Source organism: Lentzea sp. NPDC060358 (genome assembly GCF_042725365.1).
In the GTDB taxonomy this organism is placed as follows: Bacteria; Actinomycetota; Actinomycetes; order Mycobacteriales; family Pseudonocardiaceae; genus Lentzea.
The window spans coordinates 1-15,823 of record NZ_JBHXCW010000093.1 but is presented as its reverse complement, the minus strand read 5'-3'; the positions used below and the strand labels follow the sequence as shown (position 1 = coordinate 15,823).

Here is a 15,823-nt window from a genome sequence, read left to right as displayed (position 1 = left end):
ACGGCTCGGTCACGCCGTGCCGCCCGGCGGCGCGAGGTGGTCCCAGGCGGGTCCGGACGTGGTGAGGCCGATCAGCAGGGCTTCCAGGTCGACCAGCGGCCGCCGGTCCGGGTGGTGGTGCCAGGTGGGCACGGCGCTGAGTCCGTCGGCCGCGGCCGTGATCAGCGCGGTGACGTGGTGCGGGAGGCCATCGGCGGCGAGGTCGTCGTGCCAGCGCAGGGTGTCCTCGCGGGCGAGGTCGGTGATCTCCGGGACGGTCGCCAGGTGGCTGAGCAGCGGCACCAGGTCCCGGAAGCTGCCGGGGTCGCGGGAGAACGCCGCGCTGACGCGGATGTAGGCGCGGGTGAGCCGTCCCGGCCCGGTGTCCTCGGCGTCGACGGCGGCGGTGACGTCGGCGCGGAACCGGTCGAACAGGTCCTGGGCGAGGGCGCGCACCAGGTCGTCCTTGGTGGCGAAGTGGTGCAGCAGACCGCCCTTGGACACGCCCGCTTCCTTGGCGATGTGGTCGAGGGTGGCGGAGGTGCCGCGGGCGCGGATGCACACGCCCGCGGCGTCCAGCAGCGCGCGGCGGGTGTCCTCGCGGGTGCGCCCGGCTACACGCGGCATGGACTACTCCTCGTTCTGGGTCGTGGTGGTGCCGCTCTTCCTACCGGAGGGGATGGTGCGCCAGGCGATGAGGGCGGCGATCACGGTGATCGCGGCAGCGGCGACGGACGTGACCTGCATGGCGGTCGTGAACGCCTCTCGCGCCGCCTCGACCACGCCGGAGCTGTCGCGGGCGGCGTTGACCGCCGTGGCCAGGGAGTCCTCCACGGCCGCGCGGGCGGAACCGGGCAGGTCGGCGGGCAGGTCCAGCGACGCCCGGTAGACCAGGGTCACCGTCGAGCCGAGCAGTGCGATGCCGAGCGCGCCGCCGAGCTCGAAGGCCGTCTCGGAGATGGCCGAGGCGGCGCCGGCGCGGTCGGAGGGCACTGCGGAGATCACGGCGTCGGTGGTGAGCGTCATCGCCACGCCGATGCCCAGGCCGAGCGGGAGCAGCGCCACCGCCAGCCACAGGACGGTGCCGGCGTCCTCGGCGACGGCGACGAGGACCAGGCCGAGTGCGGCGAACAGCAGGCCCACCGCGACGGCACGGCCGGTGCCCAGCCGTGCCACGAGCACCCCGACCACGGCGACGGCCAGGATGGACGCCGCGGTCGTGGGCAGCTCGACCAGTCCGGCGGCCAGCGGGCGCAGGCCGCGCACGAGCTGCAGGTACTGGGAGAAGAAGAACAGCACGCCCATCAACGCGAAGATCGCGACGAAGTTGGCCAGCACGGCTCCGCTGAAAGCCTTGTTGGCGAACAGCTCCACGTCGATCAGCGGTGTCTTCAGCCTGCGCTGCCGGCGGACGAACAGCACACCCGCCGTCACGCCGGCCGCCGTCGCGAGCACCGTCTGGAGGTCCGCCCCGCTGCCGATGGTGTGCTTGACCGCGTAGACCAGCGGGACGATCGCGATCATCGACATCGCCGCGGACAGCAGGTCGAACCGGCCGGGACGCGGGTTGCGCGACTCCGGCAGCAGGACCGCGCCCGCCACCAGGAACACCAGCACCACGGGCACGTTGATCAGGAACACCGAGCCCCACCAGAACCGCTCCAGCAGCAGCCCGCCGACCAGCGGCCCCAGCGCCATCCCGCCGGCCGAGGCCGCGGACCAGATGGCGATCGCCCTGGTCCGTTCCACCGGGTCGGGGAACATGTTCCGGATGATCGACAGCGTGGACGGCATGATCGTCGCCCCGGCCACGCCGAGCAGCAGCCGCGCCGCGATCAGCATCTCCGCGTTCGGCGCGAACGCCGCCAGCGCCGACGCCGCGCCGAACGCCGCGGTGCCCACCAGCAGCACGCGCTTGCGCCCCAGCCGGTCGGCGAGCGTGCCCGTGGTCACCAGCAGGCCCGCCAGCGCCAGCGCGTAGACGTCGCCGATCCACAGGACCTGCGTCGAACTCGGCGCCAGGTCGGCGGTCAGCGACGGCACGGCGAGGTACAGCACCGTGCCGTCGACGGCCAGCAGCAGCATCGAGCCGACGAGCACTGCCAACGCCGCCCACCTGCGCCGATAGGGGGCCGCCACCTTCGCCGTCACAGCGACGTCATCGGGAGTCACGAGTTTATTGTACCGGCTGGACGGTGTAATACCTCGGCCGGAGTCCGGCCAGTAGCGGGCGCAGGGTGCAGCGGCGGGCGGAACACGGGCGCCGGGTCCAGTGGCGGGCAGAACGCAGCAGCCCACCGAGCCGGTCGGCACGCCGGGCCGCTGCCGGCGCTCCCGGCGGGGCGGGCGGTCGCAGAGGCGATTCGCGGCACGCCACTTGTGGTGGCGGCGAGGGCGGTCGCGGAGGCGGCGCGGGGTACGCCACTCGTGGTGGCGGCGGGGGCGGCCACAGAGGCGACGGGGGCACGCCACTCGTGGCGGCGGCAGGGGCGGACACAGAGGCGATGCAGGGCACGCCGCTCGTGGTGGTGGCGAGAGCGGTCGCGGAGGCGACGCGAAGTACGCCACTCGTGTGGCGGCGGGGGCGGACGCGGTGGCGGCGCTCGCGTCCCGGGTGGGCCTACCGGCTCACTCCGAGCGGGAAGCCTCGGCCAGGCGCGCGTGCAGGCGCTCCCTGACTTGGTCCGGGGTGTAGGCCTCGCGGCGGCGCTGGTTGCGGGCCACGGCAACGCCGCTCGCCGCGACACCCGCGAACGCGGCGATGCCGAGCAGCTTCCAGAGCTTCATGTGCATAGGGTACGGGGCTATGCCGACAACACTGGACCAGGCCGTCGAGATGACCCGCACCGGTGACGTGTGGGTGTTCCGGGGGCGCAGTCCCGCGGACCGGGCCATCCAGGCGATGACCAACAGCCCCGTCAACCACGTGGGCATGGCGATCGTCATCGACGACCTGCCGCCGCTGATGTGGCACGCCGAGCTCGGCAAGTCGCTCAGGGACATGTGGAGCGGCACGCACCAGCGGGGTGCGCAGCTGCACGACCTGCGCGACGCCGTGGTGACGTGGCACGACAAGTACGGGCAGCGGGCCTGGTTGCGGCAGCTCGACCACGAGGTCACGCGCGAGATGGAGGACGCGGCGCTCAAGGCGGTGGCACGGCTCGACGGCACGCCGTTCCCGTCCACGGCCAAGCTCGCCTCGCGGTGGCTGCGCGGGCGGGTCCCGGTGGGGCCGCACGCCGAGGCCACGCTGGAGAGCGCTTTCTGCGCGGAGATCGTGGCCGTGACGTACGAGGAGATGGGGCTGCTGCCGAAGCGCCGGCCCAACTGGTACGACCCCGGCCGCTTCTGGAGCGGTGACGACCTGGACCTCCTGCACGGCGCGAAGCTCGGCCGGGAGATCGAGATCGTCGTCCTGTGAACCGGTGTCCACAAGAGGACTGATAACCATCAGCCACTTGACCGGCGGTGAACGGCCCCAACACGATGGGAGCGTTCTCACCACCGGGAGCTGACAACGATGTCGCGACTGCTCGTCCTCGTGCTCGCCCTGCTGTTGCCCGCCGCACCCGCCGTCGCCGCGCCGACCGGCTGGACCGTCACCGGACCAGGCCAGGTCACCGCCGAAGTGGCGTTGAACAGCGGAAATGTGACTCTGGCCGTGAAGCGGCAGGGCAGAACGGTCCTGCAGCCCGCCGCCATCGGGCTCACGACGACCGCCGCCGACCTGACCAGGGACCTGGTCTTCACCGGCCGCGCCGACCGCGTTGTCACCGACCGGTACGCCATGCCGCACGGCAAGCGGGTGCAGCGCTCCGCCCGGATGACCGAGACGACGCTCGGCTTCCGCAACGCGAGCGGCGGCTTCACCCTGGTCGTGCGCGCCGCCGCCGACGGCGTCGCCTACCGGTACGTGCTCGGCGACGCCGCCACGATCACCGGCGAGGCGTCGAGCTTCAGCGTCGCGGCGGACTCGAAGGCCTGGCTGCTGCCCTACAACGCCTGGTACGAGAACAACCGCGTGCGCACGACCGCGGGCGCCGCGAGTGGCGACTTCGGCTACCCGTCGCTCTTCCAGTCGGGACAGGACTTCGCACTGCTGACGGAGTCCGATGTGGACGGAAGGTACTCCGGGAGCAGGTTGCGCGGGAACGGCAGCGTTTTCCAGGTCGTGCTGGCCGACCCGCAGGTCCAGTCGACGGGAACGACGCCGTGGCGCACCGCTATCGTCGGTGACCTCGCCACCGTCAGCACGTCCACCCTCGTGGACGACCTCGCGACGCCCGCGAAGTACGCCGACACGTCGTGGATCAAGCCCGGCAAGGTCGCGTGGTCGTGGCTGAGCGGGAGCTCCACTCCCGGCGACTTCGAGCGGCAGAAGCAGTTCGTGGACTTCGCCGCCCGCAACGGGTGGCAGTACTCCCTGGTCGACGAGGGCTGGAGCGCGGCGTGGGTGCCGGAGCTGATCCGCTACGCCCGCGCGAAGGGCGTGGAGATCCTGCTCTGGATGCGCTGGACCGACCTCGACACCCAGCAGGAACGCGACACCGTGCTCCCCAGGGTCAAGCAGTGGGGCGCGAAGGGCGTGAAGCTCGACTTCATGGAGTCCGACTCGCAGGACCGCTACCGCTGGTACGACGCGGTGCTGCAGAAGACCGCCGAGCTGAACCTCATGGTGAACTTCCACGGCTCGACCATCCCGCACGGCCTCGCGCGCACCTGGCCGCACGTGCTGTCGATGGAGGCCGTGCGGGGCGCGGAGAACTCGCCGCCCGCCGCCAACAACCCCGTGCAGTTCTTCACCCGCAACGTCGTCGGCTCGATGGACTACACCCCGGTGTCGCTGGAGGTCGGCACGAAGGAGGCGTCGATCGCGCACGAGGTCGCACTGCCGGTCGTCTACGAGTCGGGCTGGACGCACTTCGCGGACAGCCCCGAGGCCTACGAACGGCATCCGCAGGCGTTGCGCTACCTCGACCAGCTCCCGACGGTGTGGGACGAGACCCGGCTGCTCGACGGCGACCCGGACTCGCACGCGGTGGTCGCCCGCCGCAACGGCGACCGCTGGTTCGTCGGCGGCATCGCCACGCAGGACCGCACGCTGAAGGCCCCGCTGAGCTCCCTCGGCGGCGGCCAGTGGCTGGTCGAGACCGTCCGCGACCCCGCCACCAGGGCCGACGTCGTCCGCGACCGCCAGGTCCTGCGCGGCACCGACGTGCTCAGCGTCGCCGCCCGGCGCAACGGCGGCTTCGCGGCGGTCATCTGCCGGTACACGGCCGGGTTGCAGACGTGCGACCAGCCGATCCGCCAGGTCCCGAAGACCACGCTGAGCGTCAGCCCCACGTCCGTCACCGACACCCCGCCCGGCTCACGGCTCCCGGTCACCGCCACGTTCACCAACGGCGACACCGAGATCCGCGACGTCACGCTCACGGCCGTCGCCCCGCCGGGCTGGACCGTCGACGGGCCCGCGGTGCGGCGGCAGAAGCTCGCCCCCGGCGAGTCGGCGGGCGGCAGCTGGCAGCTCACCGCCGGCACGACCGTCGGCCCGGTGGACGTGCCGGTGGTCGCCACCTTCGGCGACGGCGTGCACGTCGAGCAGGCCGTCCGGGCGTTCGTGCCGCCGCCGGCGCCGGGCAACGGCGCGCAGGTCGGCGACCTGCCGTTCATGAGCGAGTCCAACGGCTGGGGCCCGGTCGAGCGCGACCGCTCCAACGGCGAGAGCGACGGCGGCGACGGCAAGCCGTTGTCCATCGGCGGCGTCACCTACGCCAAGGGACTCGGCGTGCACGCGACGTCCGAGGTCTCGGTCTACCTCGGCCGCGGCTGCGAGCGGCTGACCGCACGGGTCGGCCTCGACGACGAGACCGAGCAGCCGGGTTCGGTCGCGTTCCAGGTGTGGGGTGACGGCACAGCCCTGTACGACAGCGGCACCGTCGCGGGCAAGGGCGCGGCGCGGGCGATCGACGTGGACGTGACCGGCGTGCGGATGCTCAGCCTGCGCGTCACCGACGGCGGTGACGGCAAGAACTTCGACCACGCCGACTGGGCGGAGCCGGTCCTCGCATGCTGATCAGCCGAAGGACCTTCCTCGCCGCCTCCGGGCTGCTCGCGGTCGCGCCGGGGATCGGGAGCGCTCAGCTCCGCGACACCTACTACGAGGTGCTGCTCCGGCACACGCGGTGGGCCGAGACGCAGTACGACGCGGCGGCGGGCCGGTACCGCCGCGCGGACTTCGGGTTCGCGGTCGTGCTCGGCAACGCCGTCCTGCTCACCAGGGGCACCTACGACGCGGCGCTCGCGGGTGTCGGGAAGGACGTGCTGCGCGAGCACACGCTCGCCACGATCCGGCACTTCGCGGCGAGCAACGTCCTCGCGGGTGGCGCGGAGTGGGGCAAGACCCTGTTCTGGGACACCACGTTCCAGTCGTACTTCGTGCTGGCCGCCCGGCTGCTCTGGCCGGACCTCGACGCGCCGACCCGCGCGAACGTCGAGGCGATCGCCCGCGGTCAGGCCGACTACACCACCTCGCTCGGCACGGACGACGACCCGCGGTCCGGCAGCTGGACGCCCAACGGCGAGACAGGCGGCTACCGCGGTGACACCAAGCTGGAGGAGATGGGCGTCTACGCCCAGTCGCTCGCCCCCGGACTGGCCTGGCACGGCGACGGACCGGGGTGGCGCGCGGCGTTCACCCGCTGGAGCCGCAACGAGGCCGGGCTGCCGGCCGCCGACCTCGCCAATCCCTCCACAGTGGACGGTGTGCCGATCTCGGCCAACACCGCCACGAACCTGCACGACACGTTCCTCGTAGAGAACCACGGCTCGTTCGGCCCGCACTACCAGGAAGAGCTGTGGCGCACCTCGGGCCGCAACGCCGTGCACTTCCTGCTGGCGGGCCGCCCGCTGCCGGAGGTGCTCGCGAAGCAGCCCAACGGGGAGCTGTTGTGGCGCACCATCCTCGCCACGATGAGCGACGCCGGTGAGCCGTTGATGCCGATGGTCAACGACCGCGAGCACCTCTACGGCCGTGACGTCATCCCGCTCGCGTTCCGCTCCACCGTGCTGCGCGACCCGATGGCCGCCCGCGCCGAGGCCGCGCTCGCGTCCCGGCTGCTCGCCTACCAGGCCCACCCGCCGGTGCACCGGCTCGCGAAGTTCTCCGGCGAGCCCAAGTACGAACCGGAGGCGCGCGCGGAGCTCGCGATCAGCTACCTGCTGCACGAGCTGCGCCCGCCGGTGGCCCCGGTGCCGGAGGCGGACTTCTTCGCGCGGGCGGCGATCACGATCGACCACGGTGCCGACCCCGGCCTGCTCACCCACCAGTCCGCCGTGGCCTGGGCGGGCACGGTCACCAAGGCGGGCTTCACCAAGCTCGCCTGGCAGCCGCACCACGACGACTGGCTGTTCAAGATCAGCGGTGCCACCCCGATGCTGCTGCCGGCGAAGGCGGTGACCGGGCGCGCCGCGGTCGTCCACCGGGAGGTCCGCGACGGGTTCGCCGCGACGGCGGCCCTGCTGCGGTTCGCGGACGGGTTCGCCGGCACCGCCACGCTGCCCACCGGCACGGTCGTGGCCGCGCTTCCCCAGCCGGGACGCGTGGACGTGCACAACCTCGCGATGGCCGGGATGCCCGGCCTCACCGGTTCCCGCACCTACACGGGGTCGGCGGGCAGGGTGACGGTCCCGGCGCGCGAGGGGTTCCGGGTCGACGAGCTGTCGTTCCCGGCGAGGACGGCGCGGCACGTCCGGATGGTCGGCATCACGCCGTACCCCACCTACGGCTACTCGTTGTTCGACTTCGAGGTGGACTCGAAGCAGGGGCTGCCCACCACGGCGTCGTCGTTCGACCCGGGCTACGAACCGGCGAAGGCGACCGACGGCGACCCCGCCACCCGCTGGGCCGTCGCCCGCGCCGAACGCGGCCGTGCCGACAGCTGGATCTCCGTCGACCTCGGCGCGGCCACGACCGTGCGCGGCGTGCGGCTGCGCTGGGAGACGGCGGCGGCGGTCGCCTACCGGGTCGAGACCTCGGAGAGCGGCACCGACTGGACGACGGCCGCCGAGTACCCGGAACCCGATCTCAGCACGCCGGGCTGGCTCGACGTGGACGGGCGGGCGGGGTTCGTCGCGCGGTCGGGCGTGATCACCGTGCAGGGCGACACGATCACGGTCCCGGCCGGTCTGGTCGAGGGCCACGTCCGCGCCGACCTGCGGGCGGTCGCGGCCGAACCGGCGCCGCGGTGCCCGGACGGGGTGCTCGCGAGCACCGCCGACGGGTTCCTCACGCTCTTCAACCTCTCCGGCGCCGACGTCACGGGCACCGTCCGCCTGCGCGGCACCCGCCTCTACCGCGGCACGCAGGTCACGACGGCGACCGGCACCGAGTACGCCCTCTCCCTGCCCGCCGCCACCGCACGGGTCGAGGCGCCGTGGTTCACCGCCGAGGACGTCCCGGCGGGCATCACCGCGATCGTGCACGACGCCGCCCGGGTCACGTTCCGCGGTGGTCCCGCGCGGTTCACGCTGACCCACCGCGACGGCGTCACGCTGCCCGTCGTGCTCGAAGGGACCGAACGCACGGTGGTCGTCCCCGGCGCGCAAGCGTTTCCGTTCGACGACCTCGCGCTCGGCGCGGTCACGTTCCCGAACTCCGTGCTGCCACCGGGCATGAGCGACCCCGCGAACGCGGTCGACGGGTCCGCGCACACCGCGTGGACACCGGGCCGTGACGGGCGCATGGTCGTCGATCTGGGCGCACCGCACCCGATCCGCGAGGTCGGTCTGTTGTGGACGGACGGGCCGAGGCCGCCGCACACCGTCTCCCGCAGCCTCGACGGCAGGACCTACGGGCAGGCGGCCACAGCCCGGTACGTGGCCGTGGCGACGGGCTGGCGGCCCGGGCACGCGTCGGTGAGGAGCCTTCGGGTCACGTGACCGGCACGATCCGCGCGTCGAGCAGCTCGCCGTCCACCACGTCGAGCAGCCCGATCGTGCCCCGCGGCTGCCGGCGCTTGTCCGTGGGCGAGCCGGGGTTGAACACGCGCAACCCGTCCCGCTCCTCGTCCCAGGGGATGTGCGAGTGCCCGAACACGACCAGCCGCGCATCCGGGAACCGGCGCCGCATCCTGGCCCACCGCCCGGTCTTCTGACCGCTGTCGTGGATCATCGCGACCGGCAGGCCCTCGATGTCGAACTCGGCGGTCTCCGGCGCGCCCCACGCCGCCACGTCGGGCCCGTCGTTGTTGCCGGACACCGCGACGACCGGGGCGAACCGCGCCAGTTCGTCCAGCACGGACGGCACGCACACGTCGCCGCCGTGCAGGATCAGGCCGGCGTCGCGCAGGTGCTCGGCCACGGCGGGTGGGCACCGCTTCCAGAACCGCGGCGCGTGGGTGTCGGACAGCACGACCACTCTCACGGGTGTGACCGTAGCGGTTCGGCGCCCTCCGGACCGGGTACCACGACGGCATGGCACGAGCGGTCTGGAGCGGGTCGATCAGTTTCGGTCTGGTGAGCATCCCGGTGGAGCTCTACAGCGCCACCGAGGACCACACGGTGCACTTCAACCAGTTCCAGCGCAGCACGTCCGACCGCATCCGGTACAAGCGCGTCAACGAGCGCACCGGCCGCGAGGTGCCCTACGACAAGATCGTGAAGGGTCACGAGGTCGAGAGCGGCGAGTACGTGGTCGTCGAGCAGGAGGAGCTGGACGAGATCGCGCCCGGCCGGTCGCGCACCCTCGACATCGAGGCGTTCGTCGACCTCGACGAGATCGACCCCGTGCACTTCCAGAAGACCTACTGGCTCGGGCCGGCCAAGGCCGAGTTCTCGCGGCCGTACCTGCTGCTCGCGCAGGCGATGAAGAAGACGAACCGGGCGGGCATCGCCCTGTTCGTCATGCGCGGCAAGCAGTACCTCACGGCGCTCAAGGAGGACAGCGGGATCCTCGCGGTCCACACGCTCTTCTTCGCCGACGAGGTCCGCAAGCCGGAGGACGTGCTGGACGTGACGCCGCAGGGCAGGGCGCCGCGCGGCAAGGAGCTCGACATGGCCGTGTCGCTGGTCGAGTCGATGGCCGACGAGTGGCGGCCGAAGGACTACCGCGACACCTACACCGAGCGCGTGACCAAGCTGATCGAGGACAAGCGGAAGGGCCGCAAGATCGTCGTGGAGGACGAGCCCGCGGCCGCTACCGACGTCGTGGACCTCATGGAGGCGTTGCAGCGCAGCGTCGAGGCGAGCAAGAAGAAGCGCGGCGGCAAGAAGAAAGCAGGCTAGCCCACGACCAGGGCCGTCGCGTTGTCCGTGCCGCCCGCGTACAGCGCCGCCCGCACCAGCCGCCCGGCCGTCGCCTGGCCGGACAGGACCGCGTCGATCCCGTCGTGCCCCAGCGGTCCGGACACGCCGTCGGAGACGAGCGCGAGCCGGGGTGCCCTGGTCGCCGCCCGGCCGATGTTCTCCCGGGTCGCGTGCCGCACGGTGTTGGTCACGACGTGGTCCATGCGCTTCTCGGCCACGATCCCGCGTTCGCGGAAGTACTCGCCGACGGTGTGGTCCGTGGTGAGCTGGACCAGGTCCTCACCGTTCATGGCGTACGCGCGGGCGTCGCCTGCCCACGCCACGTCGAACCCGCCGTCCGGGCGGGCGGTGGCGACGACGATCACCGCGTCGCCGGTGTGCACCTGCAGGGCGTCGCCGGCGGCCAGGATCGCGGCGACGGGGTCGGTGAGCAGTGCGGCGGCCTGCGCGGCCGCCTGGGCGGCTTCGGCGGCGGCACCGGAGTCGCCCACGCCGTCGGCCACGACGAACGTACGGCGGCCGTAGGCGTACGCATCGGCGTTGTACGTGCGCGGCCCTCGGTCCGACGCGTAGGTCACGGTGAGCGCGGTACCCAGCGGCATGGTGGGCAGTGGCATCGTGCGATCGATCAGCATGGCGGACCTCCCTGCCTTCCAGTGAGCCCTGCGCGCCTGGGAGTGTGCTGTCAGCAGCCTGAGAAAAGCTCTAGAGTTCCGCCGCCCGCCGGAACCTCCCGGCCGCGCGGACCAGCGCCGCGGACAGCTCCGGTGGCGAGACGACCTCGAACTCCACGGTGATGCTCGCCAGCATGAACACCACGTCGTCCATGGTCTCGCCGCCCACTCGAACGTGGCACGACGTCTCGTCCACCGCCACGACCTCGCCGTAGCTGTGCCACTGGGTGGCCTCGGCCGCGGGCACGCCCAGCCGCACGACGCCCTGCACCGGCCAGCGGCCGGCGACGCGCGCCGCCACGAACGCCCCGGCGTCGCCACCCGGGATCTCCCGCGGCGTGAACCGGGCGCCGAACGGGGTGCGCACGGTCATCCGGTCGAGGCGGAACGTGCGCCAGTCGTCCCGGTGCACGTCCCACGCGACCAGGTACCAGCGGCGGCCCCACGTGACGAGCCGGTGCGGCTCGGCCTCCCGCAGCGACTCCTCCCCCGCGTGGCCGACGTAGCCGAACCGGAGCCGTTGCCGGTCGCGGCAGGCCGTGCCGACCGCCGTGAGCACCGCCGCGTCCACCGCGGGTGCCGAACCGGTGTGCGGAACCGTGGCGATCTCCAACGCCGCGACGCGGTGCCGTAGCGCCGGGGGGAGCACCTGTTCGACCTTGAGCAACGCGCGCACGGCCGTCTCACCGATGTTCTCGATGCCACTCGCCGTCCGGAGCCCCACGACCACGGCGACCGCCTCGTCGTCGTCGAGCAGCAACGGCGGCAGCTGCGCGCCCGGCCCGAGCCGATAGCCGCCACCGGACGTGCCCATCGAGGCGTGCACCGGGTAGTCGAGCGTGCGGAGCTTCTCGACGTCCCGGCGAACCGTGCGCGTGGTGACTCCCAGCCGTTCGGCGAGTTCCGCGCCGGCCCACTCACGGCGCGACTGCAGCAGACCGAGCAACTTCAACAATCGGGCCGACGACACTGCAGGACCATATCCGTCCTACAGTCGCCCTAGCGTCGTCGGCATGAAGCCGTTCGAGATCTCCGTTCCGCAGCACGAAATCGACGACCTGCACCGCCGCCTCGACTCCACCCGCTGGCCGAGCTCTCCGCGCGGCGCGACCTGGGCCCAGGGCACGCCCGTAGAGCACCTGCGCGACCTGGCCGGGCGCTGGCGCGACTTCGACTGGCGCGAGCGGGAGCGGGAACTCGGCAAGATTCCGCAGTTCGTCACCGAGATCGACGGCGCCCAGGTGCACTTCCTGCACGTGAAGAGCCCCCACCCGAACGCGGAACCGCTGCTGCTCACGCACGGCTGGCCGACGACGTGCTTCGCGTTCGAGCAGGTGCTGGCACCGCTGAGCCGCGACTTCCACCTGGTCGTCCCGTCGGTGCCCGGTTTCGGCTTCTCCGGCCCGACCCGCGAGCTCGGCTGGACGGTCGCCCGCGTCGCGGACGTGTTCGCCGAGCTGATGCGGCGGCTGGGCTACGACCGCTACGTCGCCCACGGCTTCGACTTCGGCGCCATGCTCACCCGCCGGCTGGGGATGCGGGACGAGGTCCGCGCGATCCACGTCAACCAGATCTTCTCGGCGAGCGTCACCACCGAGACGGCGGACCTGGCGGTCGAGGCGGAGCGCAGGTCGGTCGAGAAGGCCTACAGGTACGAGTTCGAGCAGTTCGGGTACGTGTCGATGCAGAGCACCCGGCCGCAGTCGGTCGCGTACGCGCTGACCGACTCGCCCGTGGCGCAGCTGGAGTGGATCGAGTGGGCCTTCCGCACGTGGAGCGACCCGGACATCGGGGTACCCCTGGACGCGCTGCTGACGACCGCGTCGATCTTCTGGTTCACCCGGACCGCGGGCTCGTCGGCGCGGTACTACCAGGAGGGGGACGAGACGTGGGGCGAACCGGAGCCCGCCTCGGACACGCCGACGTCGGTCGCGGTGTTCCCGCACGACGTGGGCGTGCCGATCCGGCGGATGGCCGAACGCAACCACCGCGTCGTGCGGTGGACCGAGATGCCGCGCGGCGGGCACTTCGCGGCGATGGAGGTGCCGGAGCTCGTCGTGGGCGAACTGCGAGAGGCCTTTCTTTTGTGAGGACCTCTCGGGAACGGATACGGTGATCACCGTGCGCTTCACGGTGTTCGGCGGGGTCTCGGCGCGGATGAACGGCCACGTGACCGAGTTCGGCCCGACGCGCCTGGGCGCCCTGCTGGGGGTGCTGCTCGTGGACGCGGGCCGGGTGATCAGCCCCGACGAGCTGGTCGAGCGCGTCCTCGGCGACACCCCGCCGCCCCGCGCCCGCGCGATGACGCAGACGTGGCTCACGAGGCTGCGGCACACGTTGCCCGGCCTCATCGAGCGCGGCGCGGCCGGGTACGCGCTGCGGGTCGACCCGATGGAGATCGACCTGCACCTGTTCCGGCACCTGGTGCGGACCGGCAGGCCGGCGGAGGCGCTGGCGCTCGCCGGGGACGAGCTCTTGTCCACTGTGGACACGCCGTGGGCGGTGCAGCAGCGCGCGGCCTTCGCGGACGAGCTGCTCACCGCCCGGCTCGACCACGTGGACGCGCGGCTGGAGAACGGCGAGCACGCCGTGCTGCTGCCGGAGCTGCGCGCGATCGCCGGGCAACGGCCGCTGGACGAACGCGTGGCCGTCCAGCTCATCAAGGCGTTGCACGGCAACGGGAACACGTCCGAGGCCCTGCAGCACTTCGAGGCCGTGCGCGCACGGCTGGCCCGCGAGCTGGGCGCCGAACCGTCCGCACCGCTCGCGGCCGTGCACCGGCGGTTGCAGGCCGCCTCCGCGCCGCGGCAGCTGCCCGCGCCGCCGAAGCCGTTCACCGGCAGGGCAGCCGAGCTCGCGGCCCTCGACCGGGCGCCGCACGGCGTCGTCGTGATCACCGGCACCGGCGGCGTCGGCAAGACCTCCCTCGCCGTGCACTGGGCCCACCGGGCGGCGGAGCGGTTCCCCGACGGCCAGCTCTACGTGAACCTGCACGGGTTCGGGCCGAGCGGCGCGGCGGTGAGCCCCGGCGACGCGCTGCTGCGGTTCCTGTCCGCGCTCGACGTGCCACGCGCGAAGGTGCCGCACGACCTGGCGGGCCAGTCGGCGCTGCTGCGGGACGCGCTGGCGGGCAAGCGGGTGCTCATGGTGCTCGACAACGCCACGGACACCGACCAGGTCGAACCACTGCTGCCCCGCACGCCCGGCACGCACGTCGTGATCACGAGCCGCACGGAGCTCAAGCCCGAGCACGCGCACTCGGTGCCGCTGGGTCTCCTACCGCCCGAGGACGCCCGCGCACTGCTGGCCGCCCGCATCGGCCACGACCGCGCCTCGGCCGAGCCGGAGGCCGTCGACACGGTGGTCCGCCGCTGCGCCCGCCTCCCGCTGGCACTCGCGGTGGCGGGCGCGCGGGCGGCGACGCAACCGGAGTTCCCGCTGGCGGCGCTGGCGGAGGAACTGGCCGACCTCGACGCGTTCGCCGACGACGATGACGTCACCGCGGACCTGCGGTCGGTGTTCTCCCACTCGTGCCGGGCGCTGAGCCCGCCGGCGCTGCGGCTGTTCCGCCTGCTGGGCCTCGTGCCCGGCCCCGACATCGGCCTGGCCGGCGCCGCCTCCCTGGCCGCGCTGGGCGTGCGCGAGACCGGTCTGCTGCTCGCGGAGCTCGCGCGGGCCAGCCTGCTCGACGAACCGGAGCCCGGCCGGTTCACCTGCCACGACCTGCTCCGCGACTACGCCGCCGAACTGGTGCTGGAGGACGAACGCGACGAGGCGCTGCACCGGTTGCTCGACCACCTCGCCCTCACCGGCGTCGAGGCGGGCGTCGCGTTCACGCCCACCCGGTACCGCCCGGCCACCCCGCACCCGGCGCCGGGCGTGGTGGTCCCGGAGTTCGCCACCCGAGAGGAAGCGCTGGCGTGGCTGATGGCCGAGCACCCGGCGCTGATGGCGGCGATGCCGCTCGGCACACCGGTGCAGACGTGGCTGATGGGCTGGTCGCTCGCCGACGTCCTCGACCGCAAGGCCCACCACCGCGACCTGCTGGCGTCGCAACAGCTCGCGGTCGCGGCGCTCGAGGAGCTCGACGACACCGACGGCCTCGGCCGCACCCTCATCAACCTCGGCCGCGCGTTCGGCAGGGTCGGCAGGCTGGCCGACGCGCGGACCGCGCTGGAGCGGGCGTTCGAGGTGTACGAGGGCAACCCGGCGGGACAGGCGGGGGCGCTGCTCAACATCGCGATGCTGTGCCAGGACGACGAGATCGCGGAGGCGATGGAGCACACCCGCCGCGGCCTCGCGCTGTACGAGCAGTGCGGCGACCGGTACGGGCAGGCCAACGCGCTGACGGGACTCGCGTGGGGCTACGGCAAGCTGGGCGAGTACGCCACGGCCGTCGAGCACGCCGAGCGCGTGCTGCCGCTGTGGCAGGCGATGGACCACCTGGTCGGCCAGGCCGACACCTGGGACACCCTCGGCACCGCGTACCGCGGCCTGCGGCAGTACTCCCGCGCCGTGCACGCCTTCACCCGGTCCGTGGAGCACTTCCGGCGCAGCGGCGACCTCGTGCTGCAGGCCGGTTCCTACGAGCAGCTCGGCGACACGCACGCGGCGGCCGGTGACCTCGCGCCGGCGCGTGAGGCGTGGCGCAGGGCGGTGGAGCTGCGCGCGGAGGCCGGCCTGCCGACGGAGTCGGTGCGCGCCAAGCTCGCGGGCCGGAACCGCGGCGCCGCGGGTGACGGCGCAGCGGCCCGCGAGGCGTGACGGAGGCTGGCCTTCCGACAGAGTCGGTGCGCGCCAAGCTCACCTGCCGGCCGAGCCGCCCAGCGCGCTCCGCACGGACACGCGCGCCGGCACGGTCGATGACC

Annotated in this window: 12 protein-coding genes; 6 read left to right on the top strand and 6 right to left on the bottom strand. The window is 73.0% G+C overall.

The features are described 5' to 3' along the window. Window positions 1-9: 9 nt before the first annotated feature. The 3 genes from ACFWGZ_RS20760 to ACFWGZ_RS20750 all read right to left on the bottom strand — a co-directional run bounded on the left by ACFWGZ_RS20760 (window position 10) and on the right by ACFWGZ_RS20750 (window position 2,766). Window positions 10-606, bottom strand: coding sequence for a TetR/AcrR family transcriptional regulator (locus ACFWGZ_RS20760; protein WP_382453180.1), 597 nt, complete (start codon window positions 604-606; stop codon window positions 10-12). A gap of 3 nt (window positions 607-609) precedes the next feature. Continuing rightward, window positions 610-2,064 (bottom strand): MFS transporter, encoded by a 1,455-nt coding sequence (locus ACFWGZ_RS20755; protein WP_382453187.1) that lies wholly within the window; start codon window positions 2,062-2,064, stop codon window positions 610-612. A gap of 543 nt (window positions 2,065-2,607) precedes the next feature. Further along, window positions 2,608-2,766, bottom strand: a complete 159-nt coding sequence (locus ACFWGZ_RS20750; protein ID WP_382453179.1) for a hypothetical protein — start codon at window positions 2,764-2,766, stop codon at window positions 2,608-2,610. A gap of 19 nt (window positions 2,767-2,785) precedes the next feature. On the opposite strand from ACFWGZ_RS20750, the gene ACFWGZ_RS20745 reads away from it, so the two are divergent. From ACFWGZ_RS20745 to ACFWGZ_RS20735, 3 genes are all read left to right on the top strand, one after another. Further along, entirely contained in the window at window positions 2,786-3,400 is a 615-nt protein-coding gene (locus ACFWGZ_RS20745; RefSeq protein WP_382453178.1) for a hypothetical protein, read from the top strand. 99 nt (window positions 3,401-3,499) lie between these two features. Next, a complete protein-coding gene (locus tag ACFWGZ_RS20740; protein WP_382453177.1) occupies window positions 3,500-6,052 on the top strand; it encodes a glycoside hydrolase family 97 catalytic domain-containing protein in 2,553 nt (850 codons plus the stop codon). Further along, a complete protein-coding gene (locus ACFWGZ_RS20735) occupies window positions 6,046-8,916 on the top strand; it encodes a discoidin domain-containing protein (RefSeq protein WP_382453176.1) in 2,871 nt (956 codons plus the stop codon). The genes ACFWGZ_RS20740 and ACFWGZ_RS20735 overlap by 7 nt, the downstream gene beginning before the upstream one ends. Here ACFWGZ_RS20735 and ACFWGZ_RS20730 read toward each other — a convergent pair. Further along, window positions 8,909-9,400: a metallophosphoesterase family protein gene (locus ACFWGZ_RS20730; protein ID WP_382453175.1), complete on the bottom strand. Its 492-nt coding sequence runs from the start codon at window positions 9,398-9,400 to the stop codon at window positions 8,909-8,911. The genes ACFWGZ_RS20735 and ACFWGZ_RS20730 overlap by 8 nt on opposite strands. A 50-nt stretch (window positions 9,401-9,450) precedes the next feature. Here ACFWGZ_RS20730 and ACFWGZ_RS20725 point away from each other — a divergent pair, with 50 nt between their 5' ends. Then, window positions 9,451-10,260, top strand: a complete 810-nt coding sequence (locus tag ACFWGZ_RS20725; protein ID WP_382453174.1) for a Ku protein — start codon at window positions 9,451-9,453, stop codon at window positions 10,258-10,260. Here ACFWGZ_RS20725 and ACFWGZ_RS20720 read toward each other — a convergent pair. Beyond that, the gene (locus ACFWGZ_RS20720; RefSeq protein ID WP_382453173.1) at window positions 10,257-10,916 is read right to left on the bottom strand and encodes a PP2C family protein-serine/threonine phosphatase; all 660 of its coding nucleotides are present in this window, start codon (window positions 10,914-10,916) and stop codon (window positions 10,257-10,259) included. The two genes, ACFWGZ_RS20725 and ACFWGZ_RS20720, sit on opposite strands and share 4 nt — an antisense overlap. Before the next feature lie 70 nt (window positions 10,917-10,986). Beyond that, window positions 10,987-11,925 (bottom strand): helix-turn-helix transcriptional regulator, encoded by a 939-nt coding sequence (locus ACFWGZ_RS20715; RefSeq protein WP_382453172.1) that lies wholly within the window; start codon window positions 11,923-11,925, stop codon window positions 10,987-10,989. A gap of 43 nt (window positions 11,926-11,968) precedes the next feature. On the opposite strand from ACFWGZ_RS20715, the gene ACFWGZ_RS20710 reads away from it, so the two are divergent. Next, complete coding sequence (locus ACFWGZ_RS20710) at window positions 11,969-13,045, top strand: epoxide hydrolase family protein (protein WP_382453171.1); 1,077 nt, start codon at window positions 11,969-11,971, stop codon at window positions 13,043-13,045. A 31-nt stretch (window positions 13,046-13,076) separates the two neighbouring features. Further along, window positions 13,077-15,719, top strand: coding sequence for a BTAD domain-containing putative transcriptional regulator (locus ACFWGZ_RS20705; RefSeq protein ID WP_382453170.1), 2,643 nt, complete (start codon window positions 13,077-13,079; stop codon window positions 15,717-15,719). Window positions 15,720-15,823: the final 104 nt, after the last annotated feature.

Excerpts from the sequence above, each read along its gene's own strand:
- ACFWGZ_RS20710 (WP_382453171.1), top strand. The coding sequence starts at position 11,969 with ATGAAGCCGTTCGAGATCTCCGTTCCGCAGCACGAAATCGACGACCTG.
- ACFWGZ_RS20725 (WP_382453174.1), top strand. The coding sequence starts at position 9,451 with ATGGCACGAGCGGTCTGGAGCGGGTCGATCAGTTTCGGTCTGGTGAGC.
- ACFWGZ_RS20745 (WP_382453178.1), top strand. The coding sequence starts at position 2,786 with ATGCCGACAACACTGGACCAGGCCGTCGAGATGACCCGCACCGGTGAC.
- ACFWGZ_RS20750 (WP_382453179.1), bottom strand. The coding sequence starts at position 2,766 with ATGAAGCTCTGGAAGCTGCTCGGCATCGCCGCGTTCGCGGGTGTCGCG.
- ACFWGZ_RS20755 (WP_382453187.1), bottom strand. The coding sequence starts at position 2,064 with ATGCTGCTGCTGGCCGTCGACGGCACGGTGCTGTACCTCGCCGTGCCG.
- ACFWGZ_RS20735 (WP_382453176.1), top strand. The coding sequence starts at position 6,046 with ATGCTGATCAGCCGAAGGACCTTCCTCGCCGCCTCCGGGCTGCTCGCG.
- ACFWGZ_RS20720 (WP_382453173.1), bottom strand. The coding sequence starts at position 10,916 with ATGCTGATCGATCGCACGATGCCACTGCCCACCATGCCGCTGGGTACC.
- ACFWGZ_RS20760 (WP_382453180.1), bottom strand. The coding sequence starts at position 606 with ATGCCGCGTGTAGCCGGGCGCACCCGCGAGGACACCCGCCGCGCGCTG.
- ACFWGZ_RS20740 (WP_382453177.1), top strand. The coding sequence starts at position 3,500 with ATGTCGCGACTGCTCGTCCTCGTGCTCGCCCTGCTGTTGCCCGCCGCA.